The sequence below is a fragment of the Treponema berlinense genome, assembly GCF_052273165.1.
GTDB lineage: Bacteria > Spirochaetota > Spirochaetia > Treponematales > Treponemataceae > Treponema_D > Treponema_D berlinense_A.
The window spans coordinates 25,963-47,141 of record NZ_DAVZIU010000017.1 but is presented as its reverse complement, the minus strand read 5'-3'; the positions used below and the strand labels follow the sequence as shown (position 1 = coordinate 47,141).

Genomic DNA, 21,179 nt, shown 5'->3' with positions numbered 1-21,179 from the left:
TTGCCAAAATTGCAGGTGTAATAAACTGCAACTTAATATCTTCTTCAGTCATCTGCTTTTTTGATAAAACCATACCGACTCCTATCTTCTTCTATATAGATAATAAGCGGAATTCAGTATACCACAAATTTCGACAAAATTCTATTAGTTATGAGATTTAAGGAATTCCTTATAGAAAGAGAAATTGTTACTTGTTCTTTTGAAGTTACATTTGCAAGTTCCTTACAACCCTCATTACATTTCTTACTTACTGTAATACAGACAAGAAATATTGGTAAGGTCTAAAAATTATATAAAATTTGCCTTCGATACTCTTAAGGAGGAGTACAAAATTGTCCAAAAAAATGGGTTCAGTTCACATTTGCCTCCGACCAAACGCCTGCGTTTGAACGCCTGCATTTGTTTTCGCTTGCTCTCACCCTTCCAATCTCTTCCGCATTTTGTTTTTGTTATCATTTTAAATAAAACAAATTTTTACATTTATAAAATTTTGATAATACTTATAATGTATAATCGTATGAATTTAAAAAAGATTGTTTATGGTCTTGAAAAAAAATATGTGATTTTTACGCTTTTTACTCCTCTTGTCATGATTGGCGAAGTCGTTATGGAAACTGTAATTCCGCTGATAATGGCACATATAATTGACAATGGAATCGCAACAAAAAATATAAATTACGTAGTCCGTACAGGAATTTTTATGGTTCTATGCACACTTTTTTCGCTTGCATGCGGAGTGTGTGGCGGACGCCTTGCTTCCCTTGCTTCGTATGGTTTTTCAAAAAACTTGCGGGCAAATTTGTTTAAAAGAGTTCAGAACTTTTCTTTTACGGGGCTTGATCATTTTGGAACAGGTTCTCTTGTTACGCGTTTGACGACGGATGTTACAAACCTTCAGAATATGTACCAGAATTTAATCCGTAGTCTGGTTCGTGCTCCTCTTATGATGCTTACAGGAACGATAATTGCCTGTTTTATAAACCTAAGGCTGGCGCTCTTGTTCTTTATTGCAATTCCTCTGCTTGCCTTTCTTTTGATTTTTATTTCTGCAAAGGCATATCCGCGCTTTCAGGTAATGTTTAAAAAATACGACGCGCTCAACAGTTTTGTTCAAGAATGTATGATTGGAATTCGCGTCATAAAGGCTTTTGTCCGCGAAGATTTTGAATGTGAAAAATTTGAAAAAATTGCCGCTCAGTTGCGCGATTGTCAAGTTCGTGCCGAAAAACTTGTAATCTGCTCAATGCCGATTATGAAATTTGTAATTTATATGTGTATAATCGCAACTCTTTGGTTTGGCGGAAAAATGGTTATCCTCGGTTCTATGAAAACTGGAGAACTTGTAAGTTTTCTTACTTATGTAACTCAGATTTTAATGAGTTTGATGATGCTCAGTTCGATTTTTGTTCAGTTTATCCTTTCAAAAGCTTCAATTTCTCGTGTTATGGAAGTTCTTGCGTTTAATACCGAAGAGGATGACTCAACTGACTGCTCAAAAATCAATTCTGTCAAAGAAGGTTCAATCGAGTTTTTAAACGTTGCCTTTTCTTACGAAGGCAAAAAAGGCAACTGCGTTCTCTCAGACATAAATTTAAAAATTCCTTCAGGTTCGACTGTCGGCATAATCGGCGGAACTGGTTCTTCAAAATCAACTCTGGTTTCTCTTATTCCTCGACTTTACGACTGCACTTATGGCTGCGTAAAAGTTGGCGGAGCCGATGTAAAAAATTACAGTTACAAGGCTCTTCGCAGTGCTGTCGGAATGGTTTTACAGAAAAATGTGCTTTTTAGCGGAACAATCGAACAGAATTTACGCTGGGGAAACGAAGATGCAACTCCAAAACAGATCGAGCAGGCCTGTCAGGTTGCAGATGCGTTCAATTTTATTTCGGAGCTTCCAGCCGGCCTCAAAACTGAGCTTGGACAAGGCGGAGTAAACTTGAGCGGAGGACAAAAACAGCGTCTTTGCATTGCGCGCGCACTTTTAAAAAATCCGAAAATTTTGATTTTGGATGATTCGATGAGCGCTGTTGATACCGCAACAGATTCAAGAATTCGTGCCGCTTTAAGGAATTGTCTGCCTCAAACCACAAAAATAGTAATTGCGCAGAGAATTGCTTCGGTTCAGGAATCGGACTTTGTTGTTGTGCTTGATGAAGGCAAAATAACTGGAATCGGAACTCATAGTCAGCTTTTGCAAGACAATAAAGTCTATAAAGAAATTTACGATTCTCAAATTAGCAAAAACTAAAAATCGGGGTGAAAAATAGATGTCGTCTGTAAAAATTCGGGGCACTCAAAAGCCTAATCACACAGTAAAAACAGTTTTGAGGCTTCTTTCTTACATGAAAGCTTTTAAATTTTTGCTGCCTCTTCTTTTTTTCTGCATAATTTTGTCGGCAGGAGCAGAAGTTGCTGGTGCATATCTTTTAAAACCTGCCGTAAATAATTATATTCTTCCTCTTATGGGAAAACAAAATCCCGATTTAGCAGGATTTGCTGTTTTGATAATGAAAATAGCTGGAATTTACGCTATTGGCGCAATTTCGTCTTTTTTAACCCAAAGACTTCTTTTAAAAATTTCGACTTCAACGCTTTACAAAATCCGTTGCGAACTTTTTAACCATCAGTCTAAACTTTCGTTGCGATATTACGATTCACATACGCACGGAGTTTTAATGTCGCTTTATACGAACGACACGGACACTTTGCGCGACATGTTCAGTCAGAGTATTCCTCAGCTTTTGACGGGAATCTTTCAGGTTGCAGGAATTTTTTGCATGATGCTTTTTTTAAGTATTCCGCTTACTGCCGTTATGGTTTTGACAGTAGCAGGAATCATGCTTTTGAGCGCGACAGTCGGAAAAAAGAGCGCAAAGGCTTACCGTGTTCAACAGGAAAATATCGGCAAAATAAACGGCTATATAGAAGAAATGATTGAAGGCCAGAATGTTGTAAAAATTTTTACACGGGAAGAACAGGCAAACAGAGATTTTTCAAAATTGAACGAAGTCCTCTGCGAATCTGGAACTCAGGCGTCAACTTATGCAAATATTCTTGGCCCGATCATGAATAACCTTTCTCATTTTCAGTATGCCTTGATTTCTATTTTGGGCGCAGTTCTCGTAATTACTGGATACATGGATTTGGGAACGATTGCAAGTTTTTTACAGTCAACAAGAGAGTTTTCCCGTCCGCTCAGCCAGTTGAGCCAGCAGTTCAATTCAATCTTGAACGCTCTTGCAGGAGCAGAAAGAATTTTTGCCGCAATAAGTCAAAAGCCAGAAAAAGACAATGGAACTGTTTCTTTGGTAAATGCTTACGAAGCGAAATTTAAAAAAGACGAAAAAGTTCTTGTTCAAAGTTTTGCACAGACAGGAACCTGGGCATGGCATTGTCCGGAACTCGACAGATTAAAACTGCTTCGTGGCGATGTCGTTTTTAAGGAAGTCGATTTTTCTTACAACGGTCGCAAAAGAGTTTTAAATGGAATCAGTCTGCACGCAAAACCAGGACAAAAAATCGCTCTGGTTGGTTCGACTGGTTCTGGAAAAACGACGATTGCAAATCTTTTGACGCGGTTTTACGACATTGAAGAAGGTTCTGGCTCTATTACATATGACGGAATTCCTTTAAATGACATAAAAAAACAGGATTTAAGACAATCAATTGCTGTTGTGTTGCAAGATGTTCACCTTTTTACGGGCACAGTTCTCGAAAATATTCGCTATGGAAACCTTGAAGCAACGGATAAACAGATTTATGACGCGGTAAAACTTGCAAATGCCGATTCATTTATCCGCCATCTTCCGCAGGGATTTGACACTGTTATAAAAGGCGATGGCTCAAATTTAAGCCAGGGTCAGCGTCAACTGATTGCAATTGCACGGGCTGCGGTTGCAAATCCTCCAGTCTTGATTCTTGATGAGGCGACAAGTTCAATTGATACCCGCACAGAATCCTTAATCGAAAAAGGTATGGATCAGCTTATGAGAGGACGCACTGTCTTTGTAATTGCACATAGACTTTCGACAGTGCGCAATGCAGACTGTATAATAGTTCTGGAAGAAGGAACTATAATTGAACATGGAACTCACGATGAACTTTTGCAAAAACATGGAAGATATTATCAGTTGTATACTGGTGCATTCGAGTTGAATTAAAATTCCTGCAAAATCAAAATTTTCACGCTTTAATGCAGTGTGGTTTTGTGTTAAACTCAGTGCCTATGAGAAAATACTGCAAAAATTTGTCAAAAAAACTTTTAAATTTATATTTTGTCTTTGTTCCTTTTGTTTTAGGAAGTTTTGGAGCTCTGCTTTTTTCATCCTGCCAGACGCCTCAGGCAACGTATGCATCTCTTTCTGCCGACGGAAAATTTTATAAATCTATCGAAAATTTGCTTAACGCTCCTGATTCACTTTTTTTGCAGGACAATTCTTCCGAACAGAGCATAAATGGAACTTATCCTGAGCATATTTTTATAAAAACGCGGACACAGACTTTTACAAAAGATTACGAATTTATGATTCGCAACGGAAAACTCTTGTTTAAACCGAAAACCGAAAATTTATGGAAACTTTATTGTGAAACAGGACTTCCAGAAGGTGCGCAGTCAGTTGTAGAAATTTCGGGAGATTCAAACTGTGTCTTTGTTTTTGATGAGCAAGGCAGGCTTTACAGAACTTACACAGAAAAAGAAGTCAGAAAAACGGCTGCAAGTCCTTTTTACGTAAAACCGTTCACTTGGATTTATCTTTACGGGTGGCCAGAGAGTGTGGTTTTTAAGCCGGGAATTGTCGTAAACAATTATCGGGCCTGGGCAATGGGAGCAAGGCGAAAAGATGTCCTTTGGCACGAAGATATTTTTAAGAACGAGCATCATTTTGGCACAATGGGACTTGAAACAATCTATTTTCTGACAGAAAAAGGAAACGAGATTCGCTTTACAGATTCAGGACTTCCTGCCGACCTTTCAAAAACTTTTTTAACTCCAAAAAACGGACGTTTTATCGCCGTAAATTTAAGCAATTCGGCTTCGACAAATTTTATAATCGGTGACAAAGGCTCAATGTACACAAGGCTTATTGATTTTGACACTATGGGCTGCGATCCAATGTTTTTTAAATATACTTACGAACCGTACCAGTCAAAATTCAAAGGAAATGAATACCGCTCAAATTTTGAAAGCTGGGGACTTCCAGCAGAAGACTGGTATAAGCAGCCGAATATTAAACTTGAAGGAAAAGCCCGCCTTACAAAATTCATTTCAATTCACCAAAACGGACATGGAAATTCCGCGCGGGAACTTCGCGTTGCAGGACTGGATTTTGAAGGCAATAGAGGATTTTATTCAAAACAGATTTTTGACACTGAATGGACTTTTACAAAATGCAATTTATTTTTTACTGAGCAGGATTATTTGGGCGGAAAATCGGAATGGGGAGAATCCTGCGAATACGCTTTTAAGGGCAGTGTTTTTGAAAACGGAAAAAATCTCGAAAATTTAAGTGTTCAGGTTGAAGATTTTACGCTTGCAAACGAAGGCAGTTTTAATTTAAAAATAACAATGAAAAAAGACGGTTGGCAGGAATCAAAGTCAATAAAATTCTATGACGTAGAAATGTGGACTTATATGCCACGCTTTGATCCTGGAAAAGACGGAGTTCCAAAGAATTTTTTTGTTACGCCAGATTTTTCAAAAGAAGACATAAACTGTGAACATGAAGAATTTTCAGAGCTCCTGAAAAAAATGTTTGACGGAATAAACCGAAAAACTTTTTGTGTAAAAAGTTCAGCAACCGAAAATTATTTGGAATTAAACTGGAAAAACTCAAAAGGCCTTCTTTCTGCAAACGAATTTAAAATTTTTATGGACAAAAGCGGAATTTCAGGCGATCCTAGCGCCTTAAAAGCTGTTTACATGTACGAAAATCCGTTCCTGCAGGTATTCAATCTTCCGGAAATGACATTTGAAAAAGCCGTCTACACTGCACAGGACACTGAAAACCTCAAAAAGACGGCAGAATCCAACAGTCAGTATGCAAAACTTTTGAGCGGACAGATGAAAGTTTACAACGGATACCGCCACAATACAAATAAATCCCGCTGGGAATGGAACCTGGCGGATTTAGTTTTGTCCGTTACTTTTTTGAATCAAATTGACTTTCCAAAAATAAAGACCGTTTCAATGCATTCTGGCGACATTTTTAATACAAATGCTGACAGTTACGGTCTGAATTATGAATATATGAGCGTTTTGTATCCTCATGTAATAAATCTTGCAGTCCAGCGCGCCGAAAAATATTCAAAAATTCTCGAAAAACTGGAAAAAAATCAAGCTGTCAAAAATTTACCAGAATACAAAAACGATTATTCAGAATATTTCGACAGCCTTTGCGTAAAAGATGAATACAAAGGTCAGATTGTTCAGGAAAAAAGAAAAGGAAGGCTTTTGCGCTTAAAAGAATTTCCTCTTTATCCAGGATTTGTCCTTTACACGCAAAAAAAATCTGGCGAAGTTGAGCAATACGTAATTCTTGAACTCAAAAATTTTGAAAAAGAGGCAATGCATTCGCTCAAAAAAAATAAAACCGATTTTGAATGCAATGTAAATTTCTATATCACGGCAAAAAGCGAAAGTTTTTTAAGAAAGTATTTTGGAATTTCAAAAATCGAAAAGAAAAAAGGCAAAATCCACATTGACGGCAAAAAAATAAAAATCAAGGCTGGTTTAAAAACAATTTTTGAAGCGGATTGATTTTGCGATTTTGTTGACGGAAAAACAAAATTCTTTTATATTTTCTTTATCAGATAGAAAACAAACTTTGCAAAGACGCTAGACTTTTTAGTTTGGCGTTTTTTTTGGGGGGGGAGGAAAACAAATGAAACACTTTACAATTACAATTGGCCGCGAATTCGGCTGCAACGCCCGCGAAATCGGACGTCAGACAGCATCCGCTCTTGGTGTAAAATTTTATGATAAGGAGCTTGTAAGTCTTACGATAAAAGAAGGCGGAGTAGAAAAACTGAAATTTTTCACTCCAAAAGAACATCCTGGTATAGTGGACAATTTTCAGACAGAGTTTGGCTATGGAATTTCAGGAATGTTTTATTCTCCAAAAGCGGTCGAAGCACAGGCCAGCGTGATTCGAAAAATTGCGAGCTCAGAAAACTGCGTCATGCTTGGACGGTGTTCTGACTATTTTTTGCAAGATTTAAATTCAACCTTGAGCATTTTTGTCTATGCGCCACTTTCTTATCGCGTAACTCATATTTCTCAGGCATACGACTTAACACAAAAACAGGCCCAAAAAATGATTGCCAAAATCGACAGAAAACGCCACAGATATTACAAATACATAACTGGCAAAAACAGGGGCGACCGTCACGGAAGAAATTTAATGATTGATGTTGAAAAATTTGGAGTGGAAGGAGCGGTAAAAATTATAACAGATGCGACAAAACTGCTTTTTTCCGAATAAAACAAACACTTTTTTTTGATTTTTGCGACGTCATTTTATTTTAGAAATTTGTTTTTTGCTATTAAAAAAACATCGGCTTAAAAACCGGCTGCTCTGGGTTCGGTAGCCCTCATTGGTGTTTAAGAGCGGATTGATTTTTATCAATCCGCTCTTAAACACCAACTAAAGCCCGGCGCATCCGGCGCAAGTTAAAACTTAGTTAAAGTGGTAGGTAATTCCGATTCCTGCATTGATTACGTCTTTGCTCAAGACAGTTTTTGTGCTGTCAGATTTTGAACCAAGGTAGTAGTCTGTGTCAAAGTAGTTTGCGTACAGACAAGAAAGAGAAACTGTAAGTTTGTCTGTCGGATAGATTTCAAATCCGCCACCAATTACAACGTTGTCGAGCACTGGGTTAAATGAAGAGTTTGAAGTGTCTGTTGTTCCCTGGTTTCCGTAGCTTGCTCCGATTGAGGCTCCAACGTATTTGCAGAAGCGGTAGTCAACCCCGAGGGCAACTTCCCATGAGTTGTCGTAGTCTGTCTCGCTTAAGATAGAGTCCTGATGAGCAAAGTCGTTAAAGTAGTAGTTAAAACTTGTGCTTACATACAGGTTGTCAAGAACGTGGTAGCCAGCTCCGAGGTTTAATACTGCTGGAAGGTCAGTGCGGAAATTTTTGTCGTTTGTAATATCATAATATTGCGCAATTTCGCCTTTTACGTTGTCAACATTGTATTCAATGCGGCTCAAAGTCTGGTACTGAAGAGAAAGATCGAGTTTTGGAATAACCGGTGGCTTTGCGTGGATTCCAAAAACCATGCTCTGACCGTATCCAACAGCATCATAAGAAATCTTGTTGCTTTTATTGATATTCTTGAAAGTTGCATCGTTGCACTTGAGTGTCATGTCCTGAGTTCCAATCGTGTAGCGGTAAGCCGCAGAAAGAGAGAGCCAGTCAGTAACAAGATAAGCCGCTCCAAGCTGAAGTCCGTAAGTGATAGAAGTTACATCGAGCGAGTGGCTTTTCGCCATTGCGAGAGAGGCTGATGCAATTTCTCCGCTTTTTGTTGCTGTTGCTGCGTATTTATCAGACTGTGTTTTAAATTCGTTGGCTTTTGAAGCAAAGTATTTTGCGTTAGCAGCGGCTTCTGTAGCTTTGTCCGTTAATCCTGCTGCGGTATACTTGTTCGCAGCGTCAGCATACTGTTCAGCAACCTTTGCGCTTAATGCGGCCGCTGTTCCTGCTGTGGTTGCGATTTTCTTGTCAGTAAGTGCAGATTTTTTATAATTGTTTGCACCATTCAAGAACATAAGCGTTGTTGCGCTTGTTCCGTTTTCGTAAGAAAGAGAGCCTCCACCTGCGTAAACTCCAAAATTCGAGAAAATTGACCATCTGCCTTTTTTGTAGACTGCATTCAAATCTGGATAGAGATAAACGTTTGTGTTGTCTGTAGCTTCGTAATCTTCAATTCCAAAGGCAGCGTAAGAATTATTTGTGTCGAGCTTGTTTGAGTATTCCTTAAAAACAAACTGGTTTCCGCCACCAATCCAAAGTCCTTCTTTCAAAAAAGCAGTTCCTGCAATGTTGTAAAAAGCGGCTTCTGGACGTTCGCTTTCTGTGTTGCGGCTTGGGTTTCTTAAATAGCCTGTGCTCAGGTTTGTCTTGTTTTCAACTCCGCTGGCAAAGATAAAACTTGCAGAAATTGCTGCAAAAATTGTAGAGGCAATGAGTTTTTTCATTGTTTGTTCTCCTGTAAAACACCTTTTTATGAAAAAAGAATTTGTAAATATTGAATGACACAATGATAAAAAATGTCATTTTGTCATTCAAGCCATTAGTCTATTCTCTTTTTATTTTGATGTCTAGTGCAAAGTTATAAATTGTTGCAAAGCCAGTCGCAGAAAGTGCAGATGTCGTCTGTGCGGCCATTTCCCGGCATTTTTTTGCCTGTTTTTGCAATTTCTTTGGCGCATTTTAAAAGTCCTTTTTCGTAGCAGTTTTTTATCATTGGACTGTTGCGTGCGTTTTGCATTATTTTTTCAAAACTGTCTGTAATTTTTCCTATAAAAAGCGAGCGATTTTCATTGGCGAAACCGCAACATGGAGCGATGTCGCCAGTCGGATGCACAAAAAGAATCTGTCCAGGTCCCTGACAAAAATCTTCCTTAAACCATTTTTTGCTCTGCCAGCCACGCTCGTCGTTACCTTTGAATGTCTGCGGCAAGATAAAAATATCTGCGGCAAAATCCTCGCTCAAGGCATTGAGTTCTTCTTCAAGTTTTTTTGTTTTTTCGTCATTTAAAAGAGGATCTGCCACTGCCTGAATATTTATGTTTTCTTCTCCAAAAATTTCATTCACTGTGGAACAAAAATGGCGGACTTTTTCGTAATCCTGTCCATGAAAGTTGTCGTAGCTGATTCCGATTTTTCCGTCGTAGCCACAATCCTGAATTTTTTTTAAGGTGCCGAATAATTCATCTTCGGTTTTCCACCATACGCCGTTCGTCATAATCTGGTCGAATATGAAGTCGTTTTTTCGGGCAAAATTTATAACTTCGTATAAAAAATCAACTGCCAAAAACGGCTCTCCGCCAGAAAAACCAACTTTGTCAATCTGACAGTTCCCGAAAGCACGGCACGATGTCAAAAATTGAACAGCATCTTTTGACGAAAGCGAAACTGGCGTCCGATTTACAAAGCAGTGCTCACAGTGTAGATTGCAGAGCGTAGTAGAAGCAAAAATAATTTCTGTAGGTTCAAAATCATAAATAGAAGTTGTATTTTTTATATTCATAATAGAAGAAAGTATATCATAAAGATAGAAAAAATGTGAAAAATACAAAATTGTTGAATTTTCAGCCTAAACTTATTATATTTAAAACGGTATTTCTATTCGCTTTATAAGGAGGCAGGATAAAAATTACAGCCTTGTAATTTTTATCATTACAGTTTGCTCAAGCGTTGCTTTCACAAACTGTGATTCTCGCCATCCGTGGCTCGCCGCTAACGCGGCGTTTTATTAAGGAGAAATAAATGATTAAGACTGTAAAAGATGTTGACTTGAAAGGCAAACGCATCATCATGCGCGTTGATTTTAACGTTCCTATGAAAGACGGTGTTGTTCAGGATGATACCCGCATTATGGCGGCTCTTCCTACTATAAAATATATTCTCGAACAGAATCCACGCTCTCTTGTTTTGATGAGTCACTTGGGTGATCCTAAAAAAGATGTAAAAAAGGCTCAGGAAAAGGCGGAAAAAGCTGGAAAAAACTGGACAGAAGCAGATTCTGAAAAATTCATTAACGGCAAAAATCGCATGAAGCCGGTTGTTGACTATTTTGCTTCAAAACTCGGAAAACCTGTAACTTTCTTGCCAGACGCTCTCGGACAGAAATCTGCAATTGACGCTCTTCCTGAAGGTGCCGTTGCAATGCTCGAAAATGTCCGCTTCCACAAAGAAGAAACTTCAAAAGATTCTGCTGAACGCGAAGCAATGGCTAAAGAACTTGCTTCTTACGGTGACATCTTTGTAAACGACGCTTTTGGAACTGCTCACCGTGATCAGGCTTCTACTGCAACAATCGCAAAATTTATGAAAGAACAGCCAGTTGGCGGCTTCCTTATGGAAAAAGAAGTAAAATATATTCAGCCAATGGTAGAAAATCCTCCAAAACCACAGGTTGCAATTATTGGTGGTGCAAAAGTTTCTTCAAAAATTGCAGTTTTGGAAAGCCTCTTGAAAAATGCATCTGCCTTGATTATCGGCGGTGGCATGGCTTACACATTCTTGAAAGCTCAGGGACACAAAGTAGGAATTTCTCTTGTTGAAGATGATTTTATCGATACAGCTAAAAAACTTCTTGCTGACGCAGCAGAAAAAGGTGTAAAAATTGTTCTTCCTGTTGACCACGTCGCGGCAGATAAATTCGATGCAAACGCAACACCAGTTGCAGTAGACGGAATTGATATTCCTGACAACTTGATGGCAATGGATGTTGGTCCAAAAACTCTCGAACTTTACAAAGAAGTTCTTTCAACAGCAAAATCTGTCGTATGGAACGGACCTGTAGGAGTATTTGAATTTGACGCGTTTGCAAAGGGAACTGCTGCTGTTGCAACTCTTGTTGCAGAAGCAACAGGCCGTGGTGCAATGACAGTTGTTGGTGGCGGAGATTCAGTTGCTGCTGTAAATAAATTCCATCTTGCAGACAAAATGAGCCATGTTTCTACAGGTGGCGGAGCTTCTCTTGAATTCCTCGAAGGAAAAACTCTTCCAGGAATTGCTATTTTGGCTACGAAATAAATTCGCAACATAAGAAAAAAAGGTGAAAGGTTGCTTGAAAAAGTTTTGTTACAATTTTTCAGACAACCAAAATCCGTAAGATAACAACTATTAATTTTTATAACGGAAAGGCTTTTTTTTATAAAGTCCTTTCCGTTTTTTTTAGTAAGCAAATTATTTTTTTTCTAAAATATGTAAATATTCAACAGTCGAATCGGCTTTGTTATAACGATTAGAATCAGCCTTAAAGCGTTGATAATCTGTTTTTGCTAAATCGTAATGACCATATTTAGACATTATTTTTTTTACATCATCACAATTCATTAATCCTTCATTATTATACGAAAGAAAAATATATTTAAAATTTGCATTTTTTATTAATTCTTCAAATTCTTCTTTTACAGTTAAAGTAGAACAATATTTTGAACGGGAATACTTTCTAAGACCAGTTTTTCCCTGTGGTTCAAATGGTTTATATTCTGCGATTGTGTTTAAAAGATGATAATTTGCTCCATATTGTCTTGAATTATAAGGCGGATCTAAATACAAAATATCACCTCCAATTTTTTTTATTAAAGAATTTGCATCTTCATTAAAAACCTGATGTTCATTTTCATTTATTTCAAAATCCGCACTTTCTAAAATCATTTCTTTTTGAGCAGATTTTTTTAACGATTTCAAAAATGCACCATAAACAGAAGCCGTATTTGCAACTTTATCAGCACTTTCCAGCAAACTGCACAAAAGAAAATAGTATAAACTAGAATCGATTCTTTCAGAATTTTTTAGTTCTTCAATTTGAATTCTTATTGAATCAATTTTTTTTCCATTAAAATCAGAAAAATATTGACGGCCACAATTTCCACCTAAGCAATAATTTTCAAAAATAAAACCTTCTTTTAATTCTGTGATGCTGTTTAATTCATTTATAAAAACTTCTTTATTTTTTATTTCTTGATGATTTTCAATATAATTTTTATTTAAAACAAAACTATAATATTCAATATCGTTAGAAATAACTTTTTTTACAGAAGTTTTAAAAGTTCGCCCAACAATTCCAGTTCCTGCAAAAAGGTCGCAAAAAGTTTTTTTTGACAAATCATATCCGCAAACTGATTTTATTGTATTTGGAAGAAATGATTGACATAATTTTAATTTTGAGCCGATGTAATTCATTTTGTATAATCCACCTGTTCAAAATATAAATCATTATCTTTTACAGAATATTCAATATATTTTAAGGGGTGTAAGCCTTTTTGTTTATTGAATTCCAAAAAATTATTTTTTAATTCTTGCGATAAAGGATTTTGTCTTTTACAAATAAGTACTGGCTGAATGATACTTTCTCTATTTGGAATATAATATTGCTCAATCCAATCAATATAGCGTTTTAATTGTCGTGTATTATCTTCATATGCAGGAACAGCTTTTAATTCTATTGGAAATAATATTCTCTTTGTTTCAGATTCAACTTTTGAAATCATAATATCGATTCGTTGCAATCCAACGCCACAAGAAACCTCGTTACCAAGCCACTCTATATTGTTTGTATTTATATTCAAAACTTTATCAAGCGATTTATTAATTCCTCTTCCAACATTTTGAGTAATATACATTTGAAGATGAACTTCGTGAGCTCTTTTATTTGAATATTTTGAAATTAAACGAGGCAGAATTTTTATTTCTTCTCTTCTACCTAAATATTCTTTTTTTTCAGATGCTGTTTCTATCTCAAAGGTTTTATTATTATAAGTAAGTCCTTTATTTTTTGTATCAAGCTGTTGTAAATCGTTTTCCTTTTGAATTAAACCAATTAGATGCTCACTTTCATAAATAGTAATCATTGTATTACCACGATTTCCTTTTAATTTTCTATAAATAAGGCTCCAAAGCATTTGATTTGGTGATTTTATATTTTTTATTTCATCAAGAGCACACCATTCAGTAATTCCTTTTGCATAAACTTCATATGGACGGATTTCAAGTCTAAATGTCAGTGATTTTTTTAACTCTTTATGTAAAAACTGTCTATTATTATTTCTATCTAAAAAGATTCCATCAGAAACGGCCTGAAATATTCCATAGAACATTCCTTCATGCTTTTTTGTTGCTTGAAGGTAAAAAATGATTAAATCATTTCTACGAATTCTGCAACCGTCCGCCATCATGGCTACTAAGCCATTTTCTGTGGAATGATGAAGTTGTGTTGTTTTTGAATCATTAAAATCGACATCTTTATTACCAGCTCCAGTGCCAGCAAATAAATATTCAAGATGATATTTAAAAGTCGTTTCATCAACTATAAAAACATGAGTTGTCATTCATCTTCTCCGTATAATTTTTTCATAATATCTTTACAAACTTCTTCTGAAATCCTTTTTACAGAACATTTTCTATAAGCAACTGGATCATATTGATAACAACCAACACAGCCTAGCTTTTCTGTATAATTTTCATCTCCTTCATAAAATGAATAAGGATTTCCTTTTATATTTTTTGCATCCCAACGCTTATCAGTTTCTTTACATTTTTTACAAATTTGTCTTTTAGCATCATTTGCAGCTTTACAAAGTGGTTGAAAATCTTCAAATTTTTGAGTTTTTATATCAGATACTCTCCAATCATCTTTTCTTCCATCTTTATGATCAATTTCAATTTTTGTATTTTCTGATTTTCCTTGTATTCCAAGCATTACACAATTTTTATTTTTATAAAAATCTTTTATATCAGATCTAATATTTTGAGAAAAAGTTTTTGCTTTGTTAAATCCATTTAAACGAATTGCATCTATAGAATTACCAGATGAAATTGACTTATCAAATTCAACATTATATTTTTTTGCTAATGTTGAACTTGATCTGCACCAACTTCCTCCATTTCCTAATTGTAAAGGTTTATATTCACCTGTAAACTCTGTTGCTTTTACCCAACGAGAAATTCCTTCTTTATTTGGATTTGCAAGTTTTAAAAATAATTCAGTTTTAGTCATATTTAAAACTCCTTCTTAAATACAAAAATATATTCATGTTTAAATAAATAATAATCACTTTTTAAAGCTCGATATTTCCAAATTGCTTGAGAACCAATTTTCCCTCTATTTCCTTCAATATTTTTAACAATGATTCCTTTCATTTTGCATTTAAAATTTTGCTTTATTGAATTCATCAAATAAAAACCAAGAGGAATAACTTCGCTATTTTTATATACATCTCCAATTACTATTGCAAAATATTTATCTTTTTTTAAATATTTCAGGGCATTATTTAAAGCAATTGTCATTTTTCCTAAAAATTTTTCAGTAGAAGAAATATGAGATAAATCTTCAGGCTTATCTGTAAATTTTACTATATCAAGATAAGGGGGATGAGCGATAACAAAATCAACTGTATTAGTTTCAATATTTTTTAAACTTTGTTCCACACATGCTGAAAATTTATTAGAATCCGTTACATCACACTCATTTATTGTAAATCTAATATTTTGTGTATCACTCATTTTTTCATAAATATGAGAAATCATTTCATCATTTATATCAAAACCAATATAATTTCTATTTAATTTTTCGCATTCAAATAAAGTTGTTCCGCTTCCTGTAAAAAGTTCAAGAACTGTGTCATTTTCATTTGTATAACGGCGAATTAGTTGATTTGGAATTTGTGGTATAAAATTTCCGTGATAATTATTTTCATGTTTTCCGGAATTATCACGTTTATCAATTAACCAAAGGCTATCAACATTTATATCTGTAGTTTTCCATTTTTCCATATTTATCATATTTTTATAGTATACAATATTGAACTTTTTTTTCATTAGAAAGAAAGTTTATTTTTGTTTTTTTTATAACTTATTTCGTATGGCGGAGCTTCTCTTGAATTCCTCGAAGGAAAAACTCTTCCTGGAATTGCTATTTTGGCTACGAAATAACTGACTGCAAAATAGATTTTTAAAATAATCTTAAAAAGAACCGTGTTGTCGACTTTTGATGACGCGGTTCTTTTTTATTCAAAATAACAAATAAATTATGCCCCTCTTTTTAAAATTTTCGTTCAGACGTATTCAAATATTCGAGTCAAAACATAAAAACATAAAAATCAATTATTTTGACATATATCAAAATAAGCAATAAAATAAAACTTCAAGACGATAGTGCTTTTAGGAGAATTAAGAATGCGTACAACTTATGTAGCTGGAAACTGGAAAATGAACATGGATCGCGAAGGCACTGTTGCCCTCGTAAAAGAGCTTGTGACCCAGTTAAAGGACTGCAAAAACAAAGTGATGATTGCACCTCCGTTTGTTTATCTTGACCTTGTTTCTCAGCTTGTAAAAGGAACAAATATTCTTCTTGGAGCACAAAACTGCGCTGCAACTGACAATGGCGCTCATACTGGAGAAATTTCTGTTGCAATGCTCAAAGATCTTGGTGTTCAGGTTGTGATTTTAGGACATTCAGAACGTCGTTATGAATTTGGTGAGTGCGACGAACTTATAAATATGAAGGTTACAAGAGCGCTTGCTGCTGGTCTTGACGTAATAATCTGTATCGGAGAGCTTTTGGCTCAACGCGAGGTAGGTCGTGCAGAAAAAGTGTGCGAACGCCAGTTAAATTCAGCTCTCATGGGAGTTTCAAAGGAACAGCTTTCGCACGTGACTATTGCTTATGAACCTGTTTGGGCAATTGGAACTGGAAAAACCGCAACTCCCGAAGATGCTCAGCAAATCCATTCTTATGCAAGAAAAGTAATTGCAAAAATGTACGATCAGGAAGCGGCCGACAATATCATAATCCAGTACGGTGGCTCTATGAACGTAAAAAACTATAAGGAACTTCTTGCTCAAAGCGACGTTGACGGTGGCTTAATCGGTGGAGCCTCGTTAAAAGCAGAAACTTTTATTCCGATCTGTAACGGTTAATTTTTTTAGTTTTATAAGATGGAGGCATTTTTGCCTTTGTCAAAAACCAGGCTATCCGCACTTCCGCGTCTTCGCGCTCCATCTGGCAAAAGCCAGACGCTTTGCGGTGCTTCTATCCTTTGCCCAGTAGCAGAAAATGTTTTTTCTTCTATACTCTATAGCAATAAATTGACAGTTTGTTTACATTTCGATAAAATGCAATCTGCAATTAAAAAGTGGCTGGGAATTATCTGCCAGCATTTTGGAGAAATAAATGAAAGTTGTTTTGTTGGTAGCATTTGTAATTATCTGCGCTCTTTTGGTTCTTTTGGTTCTTGTACAGGACGAAAATAGTAGCGGTATGGGCGGACTTTTAAGTGGCGGAAACTCTGCTGCATTTGGCTCACATTCTGCTTCAATTCTTACAAAAACTACAGTTGTTCTTGCAATTCTTTTCTTTGTTGTAACTTTAGCTCTTGCAAAAGTTCTTCCTTCTAAAAAACTTTCTTCTGATTCAGAACTTTTAAAAGCTGCTCAGGCAGAAGGAAAGGTTTCTACTGAGGAGATTGCTCCAGAGGTAGAAAAAAATACAGCAGACTCTTCTGATTGGTGGAAAGAAGCCAATTCAGCAGAATAAGATTAAAAGGCGGATTTTGATTTTTTTAAGTTAAAATCTGCCTTAAAAACAGTATTTAAAAAAATCGGTTTTCTGGCATTTAAATAATTCAGAAAATCAAGGGGATAGTAATGGTTCTTGAGAATGTTTTTACAAAGGAAAGCATCATTATTGGTCTGGAGAGTACAGAAAAAGACGAGCTGTTTGAAGAGATGGTGGAAGCCATTCATTCATTGCATCCTAATTTTGACAGGGCAGAGGTTCTTTCTGCGCTCGAAGAACGTGAGGCTCAGATGAGCACTGGAATTATGCATTCTGTTGCTGTTCCTCATGCTTTTGCTTCTTCTATAAATGGTACGATCGGTGCGATTGGTATCAGCAAAAACGGAATCGACTACGATTCACTCGACGGTTCACCTGTTCATGTTGTTTTTATGCTTCTTGCAGGAAATGGACAGACCGAAAAGCATATTCAAATTTTAAAATCATTAGCACTTCTTATTCAAAAAAACGGATTTGTAGATAAACTTGTTTCATGTCAGTCGCAGTCTGAAGCCTACAACTTAATTGTGCAGACGGAAGAGGCAGTCTGAGGAGGCTGAAATCATGGAAGAAAACGAATCAAACGTAATTGAGCATCTTCTCGAAGTCGAAAATATCGCTTCTTCTTTCACAGTTGATGCTCAGAATAAAGCGTCGGAAATCCTAAATTCCGCAAAAGCAAAGGCGGAACAGGATTACCTTTCAAAATTTAATATTCAATCTGCAGAACTTGAAAAATCTTTCAAAGAAGAATCTGCAAAAATAAATGAAAAAATCGTTTCTGAAATAAACTCTTACAAAGAGAATATTTATCAGTCAGTTCAGGATAAGACTGCTTTTAGCAATCTTATGAATAATTTGGTTTTGCAAAAATAGGTGGCGGTGCGGTATGATGGATAAATCTGCTGCAGATGCTTATGTTTATGCAAAAGTATCCGGAATACTAGCCAATTCTTATTCTGGAAAAAATGCGGGCAAACTGTATTCTGCAAAATCTCTGACAGAACTTTATAGTCTTCTTTTTAAAACCGAAGTTCCTTCAATTCCTGAAAATTTGCTTGCCAAAAGAATTGAAGAGGAATCAGTTTTTACCTTTATAGAACAGTATTGCCAGCTTGTTGAGTGCTATACTCATCCTCAAAAAATCCTTTTAACCTTGCTTCGACTTTATGATTACAGCAATTTAAAAATGCTTGCTGGTGCTTTGTGCATGCAGGAAACAAAATGTCCCGAAGTAATCGATTTGGGAAAATATTCTATTTTAAATTACAAAAACTGGCCGAACCTTGCAAAAATTACCGAAAATGGCGAACTTTCCTGGTATAACAAAATTCCTGATATTTCCGAACAGCAGGTTTTAGACACAAAGCTTGACTTTCAATATCTGCATAACCTTTGGAAAGACGCCTGCGCTTCTGAACAGTCTGTAAGAACTCAAATAAAATCTCTCGTTGCCGAAGAAATAAAAATCCGGAACATTGTCTGGGCGCTCCGCTTAAAAATTTATTACAAAATGGATAACGAAAGCATCTGTCAAAAGCTCTTTTTTGAAAATCCAAAATCAGCCGAAACCGATGTTTTTGCTGGCGAAGCATTGAAAATTTTAAACAAAGATATTTCTAATTTTGATGAATGGAAAACCTGGAAATATACCAAAATGCTAAATCCGCACGAGGAAGGCGTTTTTTGGGAAGTTGATCCGCGGTGGCTGGAAAATTCTTTCCGTACAGGCCTCGTAAAAAAATATTCTACGGCTTTTCACAAATATCCGCTTACTTCTCTGTCACTTTTCTGCTTTTTTAAGATAAAGCAGGATGAATTGAATAATATCCGTCATGTGACGGAAGAGTTAAGGCTTGGAGGCGAATAATGGCAAAAACTGCAAAAATGCGTCTTGTTGAATTGATGGTTCTAAAGGAAGACATTGATGAAGTTGTTGAATTTCTTGGTAAAAAAGGAAATTTTCAATTTCAGCAGAAACTTGAACTAAATCATTCGATTTCAAACCCTGACGAAGACATCCTTTCAAAACTAAAAAATGTGCGTTCATTTTTAAATTTGCCAGACGTTACAACCGAAGATTTGCAGGCTTCGACACGCCCCTCTGAATACGACAGAGTGTTGTGTCAGAAATTTCTTTATACTGTGGACGTTTTGCAGAAAAAAGAACGTGATGCTGACGATGAACTTAAGCGCGTTCAAGATGCCTATAAGGAGGCGCTTTCTTTTTCAAATTTAAAAGTTCCTTACAGTGAATTGGAACATCTTTCTTTTTTGTCGCTCCGCATTGGAAAAATAGATCCTTCTATTTTCGACGATTTGGTTTTTGATGTTGGGCAAAGGGCTGTAATTGTTCCTCTTGGTTCTGATAAGTCAAAAATTCTTGCAGCAACTTCTAAAAAAGGTCGTTTTTCTCTCGACAGCGAATTGCGCAAGCACGGTTTTGTAAATATGGAAATTCCTAGCGACTTTAAGGGTGTTCCAGATGCTGTTTTAAAAAGTTTGCAGCAACAGGTAAAAGAAAAAACTAAGGTTTTTGAGAATATCGAAGAAGAGAAGCACAATATTGCAAAAACACATGCAGATTTTCTTAAAAAATTTTTGTGCCAGTTCTCGATTGCCGCTCAAATTAAACTTTTGGAAAACAGTCTTGAGTCAACTGATCTGGTTTATCGTCTTACTGGTTGGATTCCTGAAACAGACTGCCATTCTATGATGACAGAACTCGACAAGCTTTCTGAAGGAAGAATTGCAATTCGTCTTTTTGAACCGAACGAAGTTCCTGCTGTTCAGGCTGGAGAAGAAAAAGTTCCAGTAAAATTGCATCACGGAAAACTGATTAGTTCTTTTGAAAGAATGATTTTTAGTTACGGTTCTCCAGCTTATGGAACGATTGATCCTACTCCGTTTGTTGCGCTGTTCTTTACTTTGCTTTTTGGAATTATGTTTGGCGATGCTGGACAGGGCTTTGTTTTCTTGCTCGCCGGAATTTTAATGTCTGCAAAGGTTCTAAAAATCGGTGGATGGAATAAATTTGCTCCGATTTTTATGGCAATCGGCTGTTCAAGCATGATTATGGGAATTTTAACAGGTGAATTTTTTGCGACCGAAGGAATAATGAAACCTGTTTCGCTATTTATTACCGGACTTTTTGGAGAAAGTCGTTATCCGATTCTCGAAATGAAATTTTGGGAATCGACAAATGCAATCGGAATCATTTTTGGAATTTTCGGTTTTACAATGGCTGTTGGTTTTGTAATAAACTCAATCGGACTTTTAATAAACATTATCAACAAATTTTCTTGCAAAAAATACGGAAGCGCGATTTTTGGAAAAACTGGAATTGCAGGAGCACTTTGGTTCTGGTATGTCGTAATCTTTGCTTTACGAATTGGCTTTGCACATCATTCTCCTGCAACTTTTGACTGGGTTTTTATTGCTGTTACTCTGTTCTTTGCAGCCTTTGGCGAACCGTTTGAAAGATTTTTTGACGGAGAAAAGCCTGCTATTGAAGGCGGAATTGGCGGTGTAATAATCGGTGGCGCGGTTGAATTGATAGAAGTTGTTTCTTCTTATCTTTCTAATTCGATTAGCTTTGTTCGTGTCGGTGCTTTTGCTCTTGCACACGCTGTTTTGGGATTCATCATTGAAAAAATGTGCAGCATTGCTCCGGCAGGTTTTGCACAGATTTTGATATTGATTATAGGAAACGGAATTGTTGTTGTTCTTGAAGGAATGATTGTTGCAATTCAGGTTATTCGTCTTCAATATTATGAATTCTTCTCAAAATTTTTCAATGAAACGGGAAAGGAATTTGTTCCTTTTGCGTTTACATATAAATAGGGTTTTTGAAGTGAATTTAAAAACCTGATAATTAAAT

The 21,179-nt window shown here is 36.1% G+C and carries 17 protein-coding genes; 11 read left to right on the top strand and 6 right to left on the bottom strand.

What is annotated here, in order from left to right:
• Positions 1 to 517 precede the first annotated feature (517 nt).
• From ACT6XC_RS06980 to ACT6XC_RS06965, 4 genes are all read left to right on the top strand, one after another.
• On the top strand, positions 518 to 2,251 hold the full coding sequence (locus tag ACT6XC_RS06980) for an ABC transporter ATP-binding protein (RefSeq protein ID WP_443737614.1): 1,734 nt from the start codon (positions 518 to 520) through the stop codon (positions 2,249 to 2,251).
• Positions 2,252 to 2,270: 19 nt separating this feature from the next.
• Positions 2,271 to 4,163: an ABC transporter ATP-binding protein gene (locus ACT6XC_RS06975; protein WP_443741291.1), complete on the top strand. Its 1,893-nt coding sequence runs from the start codon at positions 2,271 to 2,273 to the stop codon at positions 4,161 to 4,163.
• 65 nt (positions 4,164 to 4,228) lie between these two features.
• Positions 4,229 to 6,760: a hypothetical protein gene (locus tag ACT6XC_RS06970; RefSeq protein ID WP_443741290.1), complete on the top strand. Its 2,532-nt coding sequence runs from the start codon at positions 4,229 to 4,231 to the stop codon at positions 6,758 to 6,760.
• A 124-nt stretch (positions 6,761 to 6,884) separates the two neighbouring features.
• Positions 6,885 to 7,484: an AAA family ATPase gene (locus tag ACT6XC_RS06965; protein WP_443741289.1), complete on the top strand. Its 600-nt coding sequence runs from the start codon at positions 6,885 to 6,887 to the stop codon at positions 7,482 to 7,484.
• Positions 7,485 to 7,679: 195 nt separating this feature from the next.
• Here ACT6XC_RS06965 and ACT6XC_RS06960 read toward each other — a convergent pair whose 3' ends face one another.
• Together ACT6XC_RS06960 and ACT6XC_RS06955 are read right to left on the bottom strand one after the other, a co-directional pair.
• Entirely contained in the window at positions 7,680 to 9,203 is a 1,524-nt protein-coding gene (locus tag ACT6XC_RS06960) for an OmpP1/FadL family transporter (RefSeq protein ID WP_443741288.1), read from the bottom strand.
• Between the two features lie 134 nt (positions 9,204 to 9,337).
• Complete coding sequence (locus tag ACT6XC_RS06955; protein ID WP_443741287.1) at positions 9,338 to 10,258, bottom strand: radical SAM/SPASM domain-containing protein; 921 nt, start codon at positions 10,256 to 10,258, stop codon at positions 9,338 to 9,340.
• A gap of 239 nt (positions 10,259 to 10,497) precedes the next feature.
• On the opposite strand from ACT6XC_RS06955, the gene ACT6XC_RS06950 reads away from it, so the two are divergent.
• Positions 10,498 to 11,769 carry a phosphoglycerate kinase gene (locus ACT6XC_RS06950; RefSeq protein ID WP_443741286.1) on the top strand — a complete coding sequence of 424 codons (1,272 nt, stop codon included), beginning with the start codon at positions 10,498 to 10,500 and terminating at the stop codon, positions 11,767 to 11,769.
• Between the two features lie 153 nt (positions 11,770 to 11,922).
• On the opposite strand, the gene ACT6XC_RS06945 is transcribed toward ACT6XC_RS06950, so the two are convergent.
• Genes ACT6XC_RS06945 through ACT6XC_RS06930 form a run of 4 tightly spaced genes read right to left on the bottom strand, consistent with a single transcriptional unit; the run spans position 11,923 to position 15,558 of the window.
• The gene (locus tag ACT6XC_RS06945) at positions 11,923 to 12,924 is read right to left on the bottom strand and encodes a DNA adenine methylase (RefSeq protein WP_443741285.1); all 1,002 of its coding nucleotides are present in this window, start codon (positions 12,922 to 12,924) and stop codon (positions 11,923 to 11,925) included.
• Positions 12,921 to 14,069, bottom strand: coding sequence for a hypothetical protein (locus ACT6XC_RS06940; protein ID WP_443741284.1), 1,149 nt, complete (start codon positions 14,067 to 14,069; stop codon positions 12,921 to 12,923). The genes ACT6XC_RS06945 and ACT6XC_RS06940 overlap by 4 nt, the downstream gene beginning before the upstream one ends.
• Positions 14,066 to 14,737, bottom strand: a complete 672-nt coding sequence (locus ACT6XC_RS06935; RefSeq protein WP_443741283.1) for a hypothetical protein — start codon at positions 14,735 to 14,737, stop codon at positions 14,066 to 14,068. Before ACT6XC_RS06935 ends, ACT6XC_RS06940 begins: the two co-directional genes overlap by 4 nt.
• Before the next feature lie 2 nt (positions 14,738 to 14,739).
• The gene (locus ACT6XC_RS06930) at positions 14,740 to 15,558 is read right to left on the bottom strand and encodes a TRM11 family SAM-dependent methyltransferase (protein WP_443741282.1); all 819 of its coding nucleotides are present in this window, start codon (positions 15,556 to 15,558) and stop codon (positions 14,740 to 14,742) included.
• Between the two features lie 357 nt (positions 15,559 to 15,915).
• Between ACT6XC_RS06930 and tpiA the strand changes: the two genes are divergently transcribed.
• The 6 genes from tpiA to ACT6XC_RS06900 all read left to right on the top strand — a co-directional run bounded on the left by tpiA (position 15,916) and on the right by ACT6XC_RS06900 (position 21,142).
• Positions 15,916 to 16,662 carry a triose-phosphate isomerase gene (tpiA, locus tag ACT6XC_RS06925; protein WP_443741281.1) on the top strand — a complete coding sequence of 249 codons (747 nt, stop codon included), beginning with the start codon at positions 15,916 to 15,918 and terminating at the stop codon, positions 16,660 to 16,662.
• A 253-nt stretch (positions 16,663 to 16,915) separates the two neighbouring features.
• Positions 16,916 to 17,278, top strand: a complete 363-nt coding sequence (gene secG / locus ACT6XC_RS06920) for a preprotein translocase subunit SecG (RefSeq protein WP_443737606.1) — start codon at positions 16,916 to 16,918, stop codon at positions 17,276 to 17,278.
• Positions 17,279 to 17,388: 110 nt separating this feature from the next.
• Positions 17,389 to 17,850, top strand: a complete 462-nt coding sequence (locus ACT6XC_RS06915; protein ID WP_443741280.1) for a PTS sugar transporter subunit IIA — start codon at positions 17,389 to 17,391, stop codon at positions 17,848 to 17,850.
• A gap of 13 nt (positions 17,851 to 17,863) precedes the next feature.
• Positions 17,864 to 18,175: a hypothetical protein gene (locus ACT6XC_RS06910; RefSeq protein ID WP_443741279.1), complete on the top strand. Its 312-nt coding sequence runs from the start codon at positions 17,864 to 17,866 to the stop codon at positions 18,173 to 18,175.
• Between the two features lie 13 nt (positions 18,176 to 18,188).
• The gene (locus ACT6XC_RS06905; RefSeq protein WP_443741278.1) at positions 18,189 to 19,169 is read left to right on the top strand and encodes a V0D/AC39 family V-type ATPase subunit; all 981 of its coding nucleotides are present in this window, start codon (positions 18,189 to 18,191) and stop codon (positions 19,167 to 19,169) included.
• Positions 19,169 to 21,142, top strand: a complete 1,974-nt coding sequence (locus ACT6XC_RS06900; protein ID WP_443741277.1) for a V-type ATP synthase subunit I — start codon at positions 19,169 to 19,171, stop codon at positions 21,140 to 21,142. Before ACT6XC_RS06905 ends, ACT6XC_RS06900 begins: the two co-directional genes overlap by 1 nt.
• Positions 21,143 to 21,179 lie beyond the last annotated feature (37 nt).